This is a genomic window from Novosphingobium sp., from assembly GCF_019748365.1.
Taxonomy (GTDB): Bacteria; Pseudomonadota; Alphaproteobacteria; order Sphingomonadales; family Sphingomonadaceae; genus Novosphingobium.
Map to the genome: position 1 here is coordinate 1 of NZ_JAIEPN010000101.1, position 15,195 is coordinate 15,195.

The 15,195-nt window shown below is 65.9% G+C and carries 20 protein-coding genes; 6 read left to right on the forward strand and 14 right to left on the reverse strand.

Annotated features, from left to right (window positions below; genetic code table 11):
- From K5Q19_RS12805 to hisB, 10 genes are all read right to left on the reverse strand, one after another.
- A partial coding sequence (locus tag K5Q19_RS12805) for an ExbD/TolR family protein (protein ID WP_292945770.1) occupies positions 1-434 on the reverse strand: 434 nt, incomplete at its 3' end.
- Positions 435-444: 10 nt separating this feature from the next.
- Positions 445-1,170, reverse strand: a complete 726-nt coding sequence (gene tolQ / locus K5Q19_RS12810) for a protein TolQ (protein WP_292945772.1) — start codon at positions 1,168-1,170, stop codon at positions 445-447.
- Positions 1,167-1,634 carry a YbgC/FadM family acyl-CoA thioesterase gene (locus K5Q19_RS12815; RefSeq protein WP_292945774.1) on the reverse strand — a complete coding sequence of 156 codons (468 nt, stop codon included), beginning with the start codon at positions 1,632-1,634 and terminating at the stop codon, positions 1,167-1,169. Before K5Q19_RS12815 ends, tolQ begins: the two co-directional genes overlap by 4 nt.
- A 173-nt stretch (positions 1,635-1,807) precedes the next feature.
- On the reverse strand, positions 1,808-2,191 hold the full coding sequence (locus K5Q19_RS12820) for a histidine triad nucleotide-binding protein (protein ID WP_292945776.1): 384 nt from the start codon (positions 2,189-2,191) through the stop codon (positions 1,808-1,810).
- 1 nt (position 2,192) lies between these two features.
- Complete coding sequence (locus tag K5Q19_RS12825) at positions 2,193-2,522, reverse strand: phosphoribosyl-ATP diphosphatase (protein ID WP_292945778.1); 330 nt, start codon at positions 2,520-2,522, stop codon at positions 2,193-2,195.
- Between the two features lie 46 nt (positions 2,523-2,568).
- A complete protein-coding gene (locus K5Q19_RS12830) occupies positions 2,569-2,742 on the reverse strand; it encodes a PEP-CTERM sorting domain-containing protein (RefSeq protein WP_292945779.1) in 174 nt (57 codons plus the stop codon).
- Between the two features lie 148 nt (positions 2,743-2,890).
- Positions 2,891-3,652 (reverse strand): imidazole glycerol phosphate synthase subunit HisF, encoded by a 762-nt coding sequence (hisF, locus tag K5Q19_RS12835; RefSeq protein WP_292945780.1) that lies wholly within the window; start codon positions 3,650-3,652, stop codon positions 2,891-2,893.
- A 70-nt stretch (positions 3,653-3,722) separates the two neighbouring features.
- The gene (hisA, locus tag K5Q19_RS12840; protein WP_292945781.1) at positions 3,723-4,448 is read right to left on the reverse strand and encodes a 1-(5-phosphoribosyl)-5-[(5-phosphoribosylamino)methylideneamino]imidazole-4-carboxamide isomerase; all 726 of its coding nucleotides are present in this window, start codon (positions 4,446-4,448) and stop codon (positions 3,723-3,725) included.
- A 97-nt stretch (positions 4,449-4,545) separates the two neighbouring features.
- Positions 4,546-5,166, reverse strand: a complete 621-nt coding sequence (hisH, locus tag K5Q19_RS12845) for an imidazole glycerol phosphate synthase subunit HisH (protein WP_292945782.1) — start codon at positions 5,164-5,166, stop codon at positions 4,546-4,548.
- Complete coding sequence (gene hisB, locus K5Q19_RS12850; protein WP_292945783.1) at positions 5,159-5,752, reverse strand: imidazoleglycerol-phosphate dehydratase HisB; 594 nt, start codon at positions 5,750-5,752, stop codon at positions 5,159-5,161. Before hisB ends, hisH begins: the two co-directional genes overlap by 8 nt.
- Positions 5,753-5,845: 93 nt before the next feature.
- Between hisB and K5Q19_RS12855 the strand changes: the two genes are divergently transcribed.
- Genes K5Q19_RS12855 through gmk form a run of 3 tightly spaced genes read left to right on the forward strand, consistent with a single transcriptional unit; the run spans position 5,846 to position 7,393 of the window.
- Positions 5,846-6,340 carry a ClpXP protease specificity-enhancing factor SspB gene (locus K5Q19_RS12855; RefSeq protein ID WP_292945784.1) on the forward strand — a complete coding sequence of 165 codons (495 nt, stop codon included), beginning with the start codon at positions 5,846-5,848 and terminating at the stop codon, positions 6,338-6,340.
- The gene (locus tag K5Q19_RS12860; RefSeq protein ID WP_292945785.1) at positions 6,337-6,708 is read left to right on the forward strand and encodes a hypothetical protein; all 372 of its coding nucleotides are present in this window, start codon (positions 6,337-6,339) and stop codon (positions 6,706-6,708) included. Before K5Q19_RS12855 ends, K5Q19_RS12860 begins: the two co-directional genes overlap by 4 nt.
- Before the next feature lie 31 nt (positions 6,709-6,739).
- Positions 6,740-7,393, forward strand: a complete 654-nt coding sequence (gmk, locus tag K5Q19_RS12865; RefSeq protein WP_292945786.1) for a guanylate kinase — start codon at positions 6,740-6,742, stop codon at positions 7,391-7,393.
- Positions 7,394-7,540: 147 nt separating this feature from the next.
- On the opposite strand, the gene K5Q19_RS12870 is transcribed toward gmk, so the two are convergent.
- From K5Q19_RS12870 to K5Q19_RS12885, 4 genes are read right to left on the reverse strand one after another with little or no spacing between them, the layout of a single operon-like run.
- The gene (locus K5Q19_RS12870) at positions 7,541-8,422 is read right to left on the reverse strand and encodes an SMP-30/gluconolactonase/LRE family protein (RefSeq protein ID WP_292945787.1); all 882 of its coding nucleotides are present in this window, start codon (positions 8,420-8,422) and stop codon (positions 7,541-7,543) included.
- A 4-nt stretch (positions 8,423-8,426) separates the two neighbouring features.
- Positions 8,427-9,227, reverse strand: a complete 801-nt coding sequence (locus tag K5Q19_RS12875) for an SDR family oxidoreductase (protein WP_292945788.1) — start codon at positions 9,225-9,227, stop codon at positions 8,427-8,429.
- A gap of 11 nt (positions 9,228-9,238) precedes the next feature.
- Entirely contained in the window at positions 9,239-10,378 is a 1,140-nt protein-coding gene (locus K5Q19_RS12880) for an acyl-CoA dehydrogenase family protein (RefSeq protein WP_292945789.1), read from the reverse strand.
- 4 nt (positions 10,379-10,382) lie between these two features.
- The gene (locus K5Q19_RS12885; RefSeq protein WP_292945790.1) at positions 10,383-11,543 is read right to left on the reverse strand and encodes an acyl-CoA dehydrogenase family protein; all 1,161 of its coding nucleotides are present in this window, start codon (positions 11,541-11,543) and stop codon (positions 10,383-10,385) included.
- Between the two features lie 186 nt (positions 11,544-11,729).
- Here K5Q19_RS12885 and K5Q19_RS12890 point away from each other — a divergent pair, with 186 nt between their 5' ends.
- From K5Q19_RS12890 to K5Q19_RS12900, 3 genes are all read left to right on the forward strand, one after another.
- A complete protein-coding gene (locus K5Q19_RS12890; RefSeq protein WP_292945791.1) occupies positions 11,730-12,581 on the forward strand; it encodes an SDR family oxidoreductase in 852 nt (283 codons plus the stop codon).
- 108 nt (positions 12,582-12,689) lie between these two features.
- Positions 12,690-13,979 (forward strand): acyl-CoA dehydrogenase family protein, encoded by a 1,290-nt coding sequence (locus K5Q19_RS12895; RefSeq protein WP_292945792.1) that lies wholly within the window; start codon positions 12,690-12,692, stop codon positions 13,977-13,979.
- Positions 13,980-14,100: 121 nt separating this feature from the next.
- Positions 14,101-15,192, forward strand: a complete 1,092-nt coding sequence (locus K5Q19_RS12900) for a Zn-dependent alcohol dehydrogenase (protein WP_292945793.1) — start codon at positions 14,101-14,103, stop codon at positions 15,190-15,192.
- Positions 15,193-15,195 lie beyond the last annotated feature (3 nt).

Below are 15,195 nucleotides of genomic sequence, written 5' to 3' on the forward strand. Positions count from 1 at the left end.
TTGGTGACCAGCGAGATCGACTTGAACCCCGCCGCATTGAGCGCGCCCATCACCGCCACCACGCGGCCATAATCAAGGCTGCGGTCCGCGCGCAGCGTCACCACTGGCGGCTGCCCGCCCGGACCCGCGGTTGCCAGCCCGGTCAGCCGGTCAGACAGTTCGCCCGGCGCCAGTTCCTGATCATCAAGGAAAATGCGCCCCTCGCCGTCCATGCTGACGGTGATGGCTTTTTGATCGGTCTTGAGCGCCTCGGCCCGGCTGTCCGGCAAGTCGATCGGCACGCCCGCAGTGAGCATCGGCGCGGTCACCATGAAGATGATCAGCAGCACCAGCATCACGTCGACCAGCGGCGTCACGTTGATCTCGCTCATCGCCGCGCCGCGCCCACGCCCCCGCCGCCCGCGCCGGCCGCCTCCGCTGGAGCCCATGCTCATCGCCACGGCCTTACTGCTCCAGCTCGCGGCTCAAGGTTGCGTGAAAACGGTCCGCAAAGCGGAACAGCCGCGTCTCGAAGCGGTTCACCCGGTGCGAAAAGCGGTTGTAGGCAATCACTGCCGGGATCGCGGCGAACAGGCCGATGGCCGTGGCGAACAGCGCTTCCGAAATGCCCGGCGCCACCACCGCGAGCGAGGAATTCTGCTGCGCGCCGATGTTGAAGAAGCTGTCCATGATGCCCCACACCGTGCCGAACAGCCCGACGAACGGCGCCACCGAACCGACCGTAGCGAGGAAATTGAGCCGTCCTGCCAGCCGGTCCGCTTCTGCCGTCACCACGCTTTCCATCGCCGAATTGAGCCGCTGGCGGGTGCCTTCGCGGTCGATCGTCTTGCCCGAGGTGGAGCGCCGCCATTCCGCCAGCGCCGCCGTCACGATCCGTGCGCTCGGCACGTCCTTGCCGCCGTTTTCCTTGTGGAAGGTGTCGACATCGCGGGCTTCCCAGAACGCGGTCTCATACTTGTCGCACTTGCGCTCGGCCCCGCCCATGCGCAGCGAGAAGGAGACGATGATCATCCACACCCAGACCGAGGCAAGCACCAGCGCGCCCATCACCACCTGCACCACGATATCGGCGTGGAGGAACAGCGCGACCGGGTTGAGCCGGGTCGGCATGCCCGCGGTCGCCCCGGCGGCGACAGGCACGGCGGCAGCGGCAAGAACGGAAAGCATCATGGATGGACAAACCCTTCAGGGGGAGGCGCCAGGAGCGCCGTGAAAGCGGAATGGAACTGCGCGGGCAGCCGCCGCGCGCGGCCAAGCGGAGCGACAAACGCGACACGCACCCGGCCCTCGGCCAGCAGGTCTGCGCCGCGCCAGGCTTTCTGGGCCAGACTGCAGGTGACGCGTGTAACTTCGGAGACGGTGCTCTCGATCACCACATCGTCATCAAGCCGGGCCGGACGCAGATACTTGAGCGCGAGGTCCGTCACCGCAAAGGCGCCCTCCCCCGCTTCCTGCGCGGCGCGCTGGTCAATGCCGATCAGGCGCAACATGTCCGATCGCGCCCGTTCGAACCAGCGCAGGTAATTGGCGTGATAGACCACGCCCGAAAGATCGGTGTCCTCAAAGTAAACGCGTACCGCATAAAGATGGCGCGCGGCATCAAAACAGCCGGAGGGAGGGAGCGGATCGGGCATGGGCCGCCTGTCCTAGCCTTGCCGCGACTCGCGAGGCAAGATCAAACGCGGCAATTTGTTAACCCATTGCGGTGGAAGCCCACCCCCCAGCCCCTCCCGCAAGCGGGAGGGGAGCAAGTTGCGCCTTCAACTCCCCTCCCGCTTGCGGGAGGGGTCGGGGGTGGGCTCTCTCGTCAGTCCACCCGCGCCAGCAGCGGGCCAAGCTGCCGGCCCGCAAACACATGCACATGCAGATGCGGCACTTCCTGATGGGCATTCGTGCCGGTGTTCGCCAGCAGCCGATACCCCGGCGCGACCAGTCCCGCCGCGCGCGCGACATGGCCCACGGCCCGCACGAACCCGGTGATCTCGGCGTCCGAAGCCTTGGCCGAAAAGTCGTCCCAGCTCACATAGGCGCCCTTGGGGATCACCAGCACGTGCGTCGGCGATTGCGGGTTGATGTCGTGGAAGGCGAGGCTCCACTCGTCTTCATAGACCTTCCGGCACGGGATTTCCCCACGCAGGATTTTCGCGAAGACGTTCTGGTCGTCGTAAGGCTGGGTGGCATCGACCGCCATATCAAGAGCTCCTGCTGGCTTTCTCGGCAATCCCGGACGTACCCTCGCGCCGCTCCAGTTCCGCGGTCACCTGCTCAAGCGAAACCCCGCAATCGCCCATCAGCACCAGCAGATGAAACAGCAGGTCCGCCGCTTCGCCCACCAGCGCTTCCGGGCTGCCGGTCAGCGCGGCGATCACCACTTCGGTCGCTTCCTCGCCCACTTTCTGCGCGATCTTGCCGCGCCCCTTGGCGTGGAGACGGGCGACATAGCTGGCATCCGGGCCAGAAGCACCGGCGCGGCGCGCGGCGATGGTGGCTTCGAGCCGGGACAGGATGGTGGTTTCGTCCATGGGGCCGGGCATGGCGCGCCGCCCGGACGAGGTCAAGCGGGGACGCTCAGTCCTCTTTGCGCCGCGCGACCCGGCGACCGATGATCAGGCCGGCCAGCCCGATGGCGAACAGCGCGCCGTCGGTCGGTTCGGGAATGGCAACGCCGCCAGTCGCCTGCGCAAACGCGGTTCCGGCGCTGGTCGCAAGCGAGACAAAGGCAAAGGGAATAAAGCGGAGCACGCGGGGGATTTCCAAGACAGGACCTTGCCAAAAGGTTAATGCAATCCCTGTGCCAAGACCCCGAAAATCAAGGAAATAAGCGCAACTGACTGGTTAACGCAGGCGGCGCCCACACAGCGTTTGTCAAGAATTCCGACAGTTTCGCGCCTTAGCCGCGCGCCGGAATCCCCGCAGCGCGCAAGGCCGCATGCGCCTCGGCAATCGAGTGCGTGCCGAAGTGGAAGATCGAGGCCGCCAGCACCGCGCTCGCATGCCCCTCGCGCACACCGGCGACGAGGTGATCGAGGTTGCCGACACCGCCGCTGGCAATCACCGGCACCGGCACCGCATCGGCAATCCGCCGCGTCAGTTCGATGTCATAGCCGGCCTGCGTGCCGTCCCCATCCATCGAGGTTACAAGCAGTTCGCCCGCCCCCAGCTTTGCCAGGTTCTCCGCATGCGCCAGCGCATCGATCCCCGTCGATTTCCGCCCGCCGTGGGTGAAGATTTCCCACGTGCCGGGGCCAGTCCGCCGCGCATCGACCGAGCCGACCACGCACTGCGCGCCAAACCGCTCGGCAATATCGCGCACCAGTTCGGGCCGCGCCACGGCTGCGGAATTGACCGCCACCTTGTCCGCCCCCGCCAGCAGCAGCGCCCGCGCATCCTCTGGCGTCCGCACGCCGCCGCCCACCGTCAGCGGCATGAAGCACACCTCGGCCGTGCGCGCGACAACATCGAGCAGCGTCCCGCGCCCCTCATGCGTCGCCGAGATATCGAGAAAACACAGCTCGTCCGCACCCGCCTTGTCATAAGCCCGCGCCTGCTCGACCGGATCGCCCGCATCGCGCAGATCGACAAAATTCACACCCTTGACCACGCGCCCATCGCGCACATCAAGGCAGGGAATGACGCGGACGCGAACGGTCATAGCATTCCTCCCCGGCACGGGGAGGGGGACCACCGAAGGTGGTGGAGGGGTCGATAGCGTGGCGCCGCCATCACGCCTCAGCCATCGCAATCGCCGCAGCCAGATCCAGCCGCCCCTCGAACAGCGCGCGGCCTGTAATCACGCCCTCGATCCCGTCCGCCTCGTGGATCTTGAGCATCCGGATATCGTCGATGCCCTTCACCCCGCCGCTGGCAATCACCGGCAGCCGCGTCGCGCGCACAAGGTCCAGCGTCGCGTCGATATTGCAGCCCTTGAGCAAGCCGTCGCGCCCCACGTCGGTAAACAGGATCGAGGCCACCCCCGCATCCTCGAACCGCCGCGCCATATCCACAATCGAAACGTCGGAAACTTCGGCCCAACCCTCGGTCGCGACCATCCCATCACGCGCATCAACCGCAACCACGATTCCACCCGGATATGCCTTGGCCATATCCTTCACGAACTGCGGGTCCTTCAGCGCCGCCGTGCCGATCACAACGCGGCTCACGCCCAGATCGAACCAGCCATCGACGGCAATCGGATTGCGAATGCCGCCGCCCAGCTGCACGTGCCCCGGAAACACCTTGAGAATGCCCTCGACCGCAGTCCGGTTCACCGCCTCGCCGGCAAAAGCCCCATCCAGATCAACGACATGAAGGTACTGCGAACCCGCCTCGGCAAACAGCATCGCCTGCGCCGCCGGATCATCGCCATAAACCGTCGCGCGCGCCATATCGCCCTCGGCCAGCCGCACGACCTGCCCGCCCTTGAGGTCAATTGCCGGAAAAACGATCATCGAACAGCACCACCCACCGACAGAAGCCTCGAAAGCCCCTCCCCGTTGGGGAGGGGTTGGGGAGGGGTATCCCCCGCCCGCGTCGCAGCACGGCTGATCACGGCTTCCACTCCAGAAAACGCCCCAGCAAGGAGAGCCCGTAGTCCTGGCTCTTCTCCGGGTGAAACTGCACGCCCAGCACATTGTCCCGCCCCACCGCCGCGACCAGTCCGCCGCCATGGTCGGTCATCGCCGCGATGCTCGCGCCCTCTTCCGGCACGAAGTGGTAGGAATGCAGGAAATAGGCCTCGCCCGGCACGATCAGTTCATTGTGGTGCATCGGGGCGACATCGTTCCAGCCCATATGCGGCACCTTGATGCTCGCGTCGCCGGGTTCAATCGCCCGCACCTCGCCGCCGATCCAGCCCAACCCCTCGGTCACGCCGAATTCGATGCCGCGGTCCGCCAGCAGCTGCATCCCCACGCAAATGCCCAGAAACGGCGCGCCGCCCACCAAGACGCGCTCGCTCATCGCCTCGACAAGGCCCGGCACGCCCCGCAGCGCCTCGATGCAGGCCTTGAAGGCGCCGACACCCGGCAACACGATCCGGTCCGCCGCGCGCACCACATTGGGGTCCGCCGTCACGGAAACGCCCTCTGCCCCCGCCGCCTTCAGCGCATTGGCGACCGAGCGCAGGTTCCCCGCGCCGTAGTCGACCAAGGCAATCACTTCAGCCACCGAGGATACCCTTGGTGCTCGGCACGGCATCGCCCTTGCGCGGATCGATCTCCACCGCGCTGCGCATCGCCCGGGCAAAGCCCTTGTAGATGCCCTCGATGATATGGTGGTTGTTCGAGCCGTAGAGGCATTCGATGTGCAGCGTGATGCCCGCGGCCTGGCTGATCGACTGGAACCAGTGTTCGAACAGCTCGGTATCCATCTCGCCCAGGCGTGGCTGGGTAAACTGCGCCTTCCACACCAGCACCGGCCGCCCCGAGATATCGAGCGCCACACGGGCCAGCGCCTCGTCCATCGGCGAATAGGCCGTGCCGTAGCGGGTGATGCCCTTCTTGTCGCCAAGCGCCTGCGCAATCGCCTGCCCCAGCGCGATCGCGCTGTCCTCGGTCGTGTGGTGCTGGTCGACGTGGAGGTCGCCCTTCACGTGGCACGTCACGTCGATCAGCGAGTGGCGGCTGAACTGCTCGATCATGTGATCGAGAAAGCCGATCCCCGTGCTGACGTCGAAAGTGCCGGTGCCGTCGAGATTCACCGAAACCTGAATGTCGGTTTCGTGTGTGGTGCGGGCGATCGATCCGGTGCGCATGAACGCCGCCTATAGGCCACTTCCGGGCAGAATCAATTGCCTGCACCTCGCACCCTCTTGACCGGCGCGCGCTGCCAAGCCACCCTAGCAAGGATGAGTGATGCACCCGACAGCCTGATCCCCTACGATGAAATCGTGCAGGAAGCCCTGCGCGCGGTGGTCGGCCGTGTCCTCGGCCAGGTGGAAAGCTCGGGCGGCAACCTCCCCGGCGCGCATCATTTCTATATCACCTTCAAGACCGGCGCGCCCGGCGTGGCGATCCCGCCGCGCCTGAAGGAACGTTTTCCGGACGAGATGACCATCGTGCTCCAGAACAAGTTCTGGGATTTGAAGGTCACCCCTGAAGGCTTCAGCGTCGGCCTCTCGTTCAACCAGATCCCCTCCACGCTGGTGATCCCGTTCAGCGCGATCACCGCCTTTGTCGATCCGGCGGTCGATTTCGGCCTCCAGTTCCAGACGACGGGCGAGAACGAGGACGAAGACGAAACGCCGCACGATGCGGAAAACGATTCGCCCGATGGCAGCGGCCCTGCGGCCCCGGATGATGGCTCGAACGTCGTCACCGTGGATTTCGGCCGGAAGAAATGACCGTCCCCGCCGAAAAGGCGCCGGAAACCCCAGCAAGCGAACCCGCCGCTGATTCGCCGTCCGATCCGGTCGGCCCCGTCACCCGCGCGATCCTTGCCGGCGTCGCCATGCGCACCGGCTCCACCCTGCTGAAGCGCAGCGTCGATCGCGGCATCCTCGGCGCGGCACCCGAAGCGCTCAAGGCCGCCGCGAAAGCCGCCGGTGCCAAGGCCGCAAAGGCCGCCAAGCCCAAGCGCAGCCTAGGCGCCCGGCTCGTCACGGCCGCCGCCACGCGGATCGCCACGCGCTCGGTACCCGGCGCGATCATCGTCGGCGGCGCGCTGCTGGCGAAAACCCTCCACGAGCACCGCAAGAACCGCAAGACTTGACCATTCGGCCCCCCATGCGCCAACAGCGCGCATGGTCCAGCCGAGTCTCCCATCGTCCGACGCGCTCCATCGCCGCGGCCTGATGTTCATCCTGTCCTCGCCCTCGGGCGCGGGCAAGACGACGATCTCGCGCATGCTGCTCGAAGGCGATCCCGCGATCCGCCTCTCGGTCTCCGCCACCACGCGCCCGATGCGCCCCGGCGAGGTCGACGGGAAGGACTACCACTTCGTCACCCAGGCCCGGTTCGACGAGATGGTCGAGCAGGAAGAATTCCTCGAGTGGGCGCACGTCTTCGGCCACAGCTACGGCACGCCCAAGGCGCAGGTGAAGGCAGGCCTGCGCGCCGGTGAGGATTTCCTCTTCGACATCGACTGGCAGGGCACCCAGCAGCTCTACCAGAAGATGGAAACCGACGTCGTCCGCGTGTTCCTGCTCCCCCCCAGCATTGACGAACTGCGCCGCCGCCTGACCGGACGCGGCACCGACTCCGCAGACGTCATCGCCGCCCGCATGGAGCGCGCGCGCGCCGAGATCAGCCACTGGGACGGGTATGACTACGTGGTGGTCAACGACGATATCGACCAGTGCTTCGCCAAGGTGCGCGAAATCCTCCACGCCGAACGCATGAAGCGCGCCCGCCAGACCGGCCTGATCGGCTTCGTCCGCGAACTGATGCGGCCTTAGGGCGCAACTCCATTCAGCTGGAATCGTCGGCCCGTGCTTGACACGGGCCTTGGCTTTTCTTGCCCCAACGCCGCGCCACAAAAGCAGCCGAACCCCGTGTCAAGCACGGGGTGACGGATAAGGGATCAAGGCAGGTGCCTCAGGTCCTCAGGGCAACCCCGCCCGGCCCGCATCCACTTCGGCCACCAGCACCACGCCCTTGGCGGCACTCCGCGCCACCTCGGCATCGCTGCTCGGCGCGCAGAGCATGAACAGGTGCCGTCCATCCGGCCCGCCCAGCATGCAGGCATAGCAGGGCATTTCACCAGTCGAGACGACTTCCAGCACTTCGCCGCCCTCGGCAATCCGCGCGCATTCGGGCGCAATCGGGTTGGCGATCCACACCGCGCCTTCGGCATCGAGCGCAATCCCGTCCGGCACGCGCGGCATGGTATCCGCCCACAAGCGCCGCCGAGAGAGCGCCCCACCTTCACCGATATCAAACGCCGTCAGCCGCCCGCCCAAGGTCTCACCGATGATCAAAGTCTTGCCATCGGGCGTGATCACCGTCCCATTGGGAAAGCTCATGTCGGGGGAGGCGACCGAGACGCTGCCATCGGCCTGCACCAGCACCAGATTGGCCCTGGGATGATCGGCCAGCACCGCTGGCACACCCCGCGCCCGCAGTTCTTGATCAAGATCGAACCCGAAGTTGCCGACGTAGGCCCGCCCCTCGGCATCGACCACCATATCGTTGCACAGATGCGCGGTCAGGTCCGCAAGATCGGCATGCATCGCCAGCCTTCCATCCGGCCAGCGCCGCCACACCTGCCGCTTGCGCATGGAAACATAGATCAGCGCGCCATCGGGCATCCAGCCCAGCCCCGAAGGCTGGTCATCCACTTCCAGCTCGATCCGGTGATTCCCCGCAAGGTCCACCGAACGGATCGTGTGGCTGTAGAAGTCGCTGAACCACAGCCGTCCCTCATGCCAGCGCGGCCCCTCGCCGAAATGGAACCCATCGGCGAGTTGGCGGACCGCGCGGCTCATGGCTTTACTCCCCGAGCGGGTTGATATGGTTTTCGGGGATATAGGCGTTCACGATGCCGCCATCGATCGGCAGCGGCGTGCCGATCACGTAATCGCCCGCGCGGCTCGCAAGGAAGATCGCGCCGCCCGCCATGTCTTCCAGATTGCCAATGCGCTTCAAGGGGATACCCTTCGCTGAAGCCTCGGGGTTCTTCGCCGCTGCCTTGTTCATTTCCGAAGCAAACGCGCCCGGGCAGATCGCATTGACGATGATGTTGTCCTTCACCAGCCGCGCCGCCATGCGCCGCGTCAGGTGCACCAGCGCCGCTTTCGAGGCCTGATAGCTGTAGGTTTCCCACGGGTTGACGCGCAGGCCATCGATTGAGGCGATGTTGATCACCTTCGCCGCCTGATCCACCGCGCCCGCTTTGAGCAGGCCGTGCAGCTTCTGCGTCAGAAAGAAGGGCGTCTTGACGTTAAGGTTCATCACCTTGTCCCAACCCATTTCCGGGAAATCGTCGAAGTCCGCGCCCCAGGCCACCCCGGCATTGTTGACGAGGATATCGATCCGGCTCTCGCGCTGCGCCAGATCCTCGGCCAGCGCCTCGATGCCTGCGAATGACGAGATATCGCCCGGCAGCGCGATGCAGCGCGGCCCGAGTTCGGCGGCGGTCTCTTCCACCACTGCGGCCTTGCGCGCCGTGATATAGACGCGCTCGCAGCCCGCCGCGATGAAGCCCTCGGCGATCATCCGCCCGATCCCGCGCGAACCGCCCGTCACCACCGCAACGCGGCCTTCGAGGCTGAAAAGCTTGGCAAAATCCATCTGTCTGATCCTCAGTAACCGCTGAGCTGCGCAACGCGCTCGGCATGGTAATTGGCATCGCCCATGAACTCGGTCAGCGCGCGCTCGCGCTTCATGTAGAGCCCGATGTCGTATTCGTCGGTCATGCCCACGCCGCCGTGCATCTGCACGCCTTCGCGCACCGCAAGGTTGCACGCCCGCGCCGCCTTGGCCTTGGCGACCGAGACCATCAGCTCGGCCCGCTCGGACCCGCCGTCGAGCAGCTGCTGCGCCTTGATCACCACCGCCTCGGCAATCTCAAGCTCGGAATAGAGGTGCGCCGCGCGGTGCTGCAGCGCCTGGAACTCCCCGATCAGCTTGCCGAACTGCTTGCGCGTCTTGAGGTAGCCCGTCGTCATCGCGAAGGCCCCGCCGGCAACGCCGGTCTGCTCCGCCGCCGCGCCGATACGGCCCGCGCTCAGCACCTTGCTCAGCACTGCGCGCCCGCCATCGACTTCGCCGATCACGCTCGAACCATCGAGCTCCACGCCATCGAAGCGCACATGACTCGCGATAGAGCTATCCACCAGCCGCACCGCATTGTGCCCGATGCCCGCCGCATCCTTCGGCACGGCAAACAGCGTCACGCCATCGGCATCGCTGTCGCTGCCCGAAGTGCGCGCCGCGACGATGATCGCGTCCGCTGAGGTGCCATGAATGACGAAATCCTTGGCACCCGTCAGGCGGAAGCCGTTGCCCGCCTTCTCGGCACGGCAGGCGATTTTTTCGGGCTTGTGCTTGGCGCCTTCATCGATGGCCATGGCCAGCACCGTCTCGCCCGCGATGATGCCCGGCAGCCAGCGCCCGCGCAGATCGTCGGAAGCCTCGTTCAGTGCCGTCACGCCCATCACCGAGGTCGTCAGAAACGGCGACGGCGTAAGGTTGCGCCCGATCTCGGCCAGCACGATCCCCGCCTCGACATGGCCCATGGAGAGCCCGCCATCGGCTTCCGCCGCCAGCATCCCGGTGAGGCCCATCTCGGCGAACTGCTTCCACAGGGCGTGCCCGAAACCGTCCTTGCAGTTGGTGTCGCGCCAGTGGCGCAGCTGCTTCTTGATCCCGCCTTCATCGGCCATGAAGCCGGTGACGCTTTCGGCCAGCATGGCCTGATCTTCGGTATGGTACAGCGGCATGGGATCAGGCCCCCGGCAGTTCGAGAATGCGCTTGGCGACGACGTTGAGCATGACCTCGCTCGTGCCGCCCTCGATCGAGTTGGCCTTGGTGCGCAGCCACGAACGTGCCGGCGCTCCGCCGCGCGTTTCCTCGCTTTCCCACTCCAGCGCCGTGCTGCCGCCGGCCGCCATCAGCAGTTCATGCCGCCGCTTGTTGAGCTCGGTCCCGGCGTACTTCATCATGTTGGGCTTGGCCGGATGCGCCTTGCCCACCTTGATCTCGTCAAGGAACTTCTCGCCGCACGCGGCAAACGCCAGCGCGTCGATATCGAACTGCGCCAGCTCCGCCCGCAGCATCGGATCATCAAGACCATTGCGCGTCAGCACCTTGCCGATCGTGCTGGTCTGCTCGCCGCCGCCCGCGCCCGAGATCATCTCGCGCTCGTGGCCGAGGAGGTACTTCGCCACGTCCCAGCCGCGATTGAGCTGGCCGACGATCTGGTGCTTGGGCACCACCACGTTGTCGAAGAACGTCTCGCAGAACGGCGAATTGCCGCTGATCAGCTTGATCGGCTTCGTCGTCACGCCCGGCGTGGTCATGTCGAACAGCAGGAACGAAATCCCCTGATAGACATTGGTCTTGTCGGTGCGGACGAGGCAGAAGATCCAGTCGGCCTTGTCGGCATACGAAGTCCAGATCTTCTGGCCGTTGACCACCCAGTGGTCGCCCTTGTCCTCGCCATAGGTCTGCAAGGACACGAGGTCGGAACCCGAACCCGGTTCCGAATAGCCCTGGCACCAGCGGATCTCGCCGCGCGCGATCTGGTTCAGATAGAGCACCTTCTGCTCTTCGGTGCCGAACTTGAGCAGCGCGGGCCCCAGCATCCAGATACCGAAGCTCGAAAGCGGCGGCCGCGCCCCGGCGCGCGCCAATTCTTCGCGCCAGACCTTGGCTTCCTGCGGGCTCATCCCCGCGCCGCCATAGGGCTTGGGCCAATCAGGCACGGTGTAACCCTTGGCCGCACAGACCTCCATCCACTGCTTCTGCGCCGCGCTCTTGAACACGAAATTGCGCCCGCCCCAGCAGATGTCGTCCTCGCCCTGCACGGGCCTACGCATCTCTTCCGGGCAGTTCGCTTCAATCCACGCGCGGATTTCCGCGCGGAAGGTCTCCAGCTCTGACATGGCTTTTGCTCCTCTCTTAATCGAGAGGTTAAGGCGAGTCGGCGCACGCTGGCAAGCGCCGATTTTGTCACGGTTTTCCGCCAATCGCGCGATCCCATGCATGCCGTAGCGTAAAGCCGTTCGGCATTGACGGAGCGCCGCTTGGGCCTAAGCTCGCGCCAAAATCAGAACAACGGAGAGGTTCCCATGCGATTCCACAACAAGACCGTCGTCGTCACCGGCGCCGCCTCCGGCATTGGGCGGAGCGCGGCGATCCTGTTCGCTGCCGAGGGCGCGAAAGTCTACGCCGCCGATATCGACGAAGCAGGCCTCGCCGCCACGGCTGCCGAATCCAACGGCGAAGTCCACACCGTGCGCTGCGACGTTTGCGTCACCGAGGATATCAAGGCGCTGATGGACCGCGCCGCCGCCGAAACCGGCGGGATCGACGCCGTGTTCAACAACGCGGGCGCAGGCGGCGACATGGCCAAGATCGACGAGATCGAGCCCGAGGGCTGGGACCGCACGATGCACTTGCTGCTTCGCTCGGTCGCCTTCGGCATCCGCTATGCCGTGCCGCACATGATCGGCCGTGCGGGCGCCGCCATCGTCAACACTTCGTCCGTTGCCGCCGTCGGCCCCGGCTACTCGCCCAATGCCTATGCCGTCGCCAAGGCTGGCGTGCTCCACCTCACCAAGACCAGCGCTGCCGATCTCGCCCGCCACCAGATCCGCGTGAACGCCGTCCAGCCGGGCTTCATCAACACCAACATCTTCACCACCTCGCTCGATGTGCCCGCCGAACTCGAAGCCCAGGCCAAGGGCGCCATCGCGATGATGAGCCAGGCCGCCCAGCCCGTCGCCCGCGGCGGCCAGCCGCGCGATATCGCCGAGGCGGTGCTCTTCCTCTGCAGCGAGGCGGCCAGCTTCGTGAACGGCACCTCGCTCATCGTCGATGGCGGCCTCACCATCGGCCCACGCCATTCGTGGGATCCGGAAATGCCGGACATGTTCGAAGCGCTGCGCCAGATGAAGGCCGCCGCCGAAGCGCAGGCCTGAAAATCGAGCCAGATCAAACTGCACGCTTGATCTGGCGCAAGGTTTAACCGACAGATTAAATCAAGAGACAAGAACGGTGCCACCAAGCCGCACCGCAGGAGAGCCAACATGGATTTCGAACCCACCGAACGGCAGGTCTACTGGCGCAATCGCGTCCGCGATTTCATCGAGACCAACGTGCGCCCGCGCCACAAGGACTACAAGGCCGAGCAGGCCAGCGGCGGCCGCTGGAAGGTGCTGCAGGTGGTCGAGGAAGAGAAGGCCAAGGCCAAGGCCGCGGGCATCTGGAACCTGTTCATGCCCCCGCGCAACGCCGGGCACCACCATGTCGATGATACCTTCGAGTTCGAAGGCCCCGGCCTCACCAACCTCGAATATGCGCTCTGCGCCGAGGAAATGGGCCGCATCTCGTGGGCCAGCGAAGTGTTCAATTGCTCCGCGCCCGATACCGGCAACATGGAAGTGTTCCACCGCTACGGCACGCGCGAGCAGAAGGAGCAGTGGCTGCGCCCGCTGATGAATGGCGAAATCCGCTCCGCCTTCCTGATGACCGAACCGCTCGTTGCCTCCTCGGACGCGACCAACATCGAAACGCGCATGGTCCGCGAAGGCGACGAATACGTCATCAACGGCCGCAAGTGGTGGTCTTCGGGCCTCGGCGATCCGCGCTGCAAGATCGCCATCGTCATGGGCAAGACCGACACCAGCGCCAAGCGCCACGCGCAGCAATCGCAGGTCCTCGTCCCGATGGACTCGCCGGGCGTCAACATCCTGCGCCACCTCCCCGTGTTCGGCTACGATGATGCCCCGCACGGCCACATGGAAGTGCTGCTCGAAAACGTCCGCGTGCCCGTCTCCAATGTAGTCCTCGGCGAAGGGCGCGGGTTCGAGATCGCGCAAGGGCGCCTCGGGCCGGGCCGAATCCACCACTGCATGCGCACCATCGGCGTCGCAGAAGAAGCGCTCGCCAAGATGGCCCGCCGCCTCCAGTCGCGCGTCGCTTTCGGCAAGCGGATTTCGGAGCAGTCGGTGTGGGAAGAGCGCATCGCCCGCGCCCGCATCGATATCGAAATGACCCGCCTGCTCTGCCTGAAAGCCGCAGACATGATGGACAAGGTCGGCAACAAGGCGGCCGCGCTCGAAATCGCGATGATCAAGGTGCAGGCCCCCAACATGGCGCTGCGCATCATCGATGATGCGATCCAGGCCCATGGCGGCGGCGGCGTCTCGGAAGGTTTCGGCCTCGCCGAAGCCTACGCCCACCAGCGCACGCTGCGCCTCGCGGATGGACCGGACGAAGTCCACGCCCGCGCCGTCGCCCGCATCGAATATGCGCGCCACACCGATCTCCCCAGCGACCCGGGCTTCACCTCGGGCGACATGGCGATCTCGCGGTAAGGCAACCTTCTCCCCTCCCGCTTGCGGGAGGGGTCGGGGGTGGGCCAACTGCAAGCGCACCCTTCAAACCCACCCCTAACCCCTCCCGCACGCGGGAGGGGAACTCGCAAGAGGACCCGACATGAAAGCCGCCATCCTCGAAGCCGCCGGCCAGCCGCTCGTCATCGACCAGCTCACCGTATCGAAGCCCGGCCCGCACGAAGTCCTCATCCGCACCGCCGCCTGCGGCCTTTGCCATTCGGACCTGCACTTCATCGATGGCGCCTATCCCCACCCGATGCCCTGCGTTGCGGGCCATGAAGCCGCCGGCATCGTCGAGGAAGTCGGCAGCGAAGTGCGCACGGTCAAGAAGGGCGATGCCGTCGTCACCTGCCTCTCGGCCTTCTGCGGCCACTGCGAATTCTGCGTCACGGGCCGTATGTCGCTCTGCCTCGGCGGCGATACCCGCCGCCGCCCCGGCGAGGCGCCGCGCCTCACGCGCAGCAGCGATGGCAGCGTCGTCAACCAGATGCTCAATCTTTCTGCCTTTGCCGAAATGATGCTGATCCACGAACACGCCTGCGTCGCGATCAATCCCGAGATGCCGCTCGACCGCGCCGCCGTCATCGGCTGCGCCGTCACCACTGGTGCGGGCACGATCTTCAACGCCTGCAAGGTCACGCCCGGTGAAACCGTCGCCGTCATCGGCTGCGGCGGCGTCGGCCTTGCCACCATCAACGCCGCCAAGATCGCGGGCGCAGGCCGCATCATCGCCGCCGATCCGATGCCCGAAAAGCGCGAACTCGCGATCAAGCTCGGCGCGACGGACGTGGTCGATGCCATGGCCCCCGATGCCGCCAAGCAGATCCAGGAAATGACCAAGGGCGGCGTCCACCACGCCATCGAAGCCGTCGGCCGTCCCGCCTCGGGCGATCTCGCCGTCGCCTCGCTGCGCCGCGGCGGCACCGCCACGATCCTCGGCATGATGCCGCTGAACCACAAGGTCGGCCTTTCCGCCATGGACCTCCTCTCGGGCAAGAAGCTGCAGGGCGCGATCATGGGCGGCAACCACTTCCCGGTCGATCTCCCGCGCCTCGTCGATTTCTACATGCGGGGCCTGCTCGATCTCGATTCGATCATCGCCGAGCGCATCCCCCTGGAAGGCATCAACGAGGGCTTCGAAAAGATGAAGGCCGGCCACTCCGCCCGCTCGGTCATCGTCTTCGACCAGTGAGGC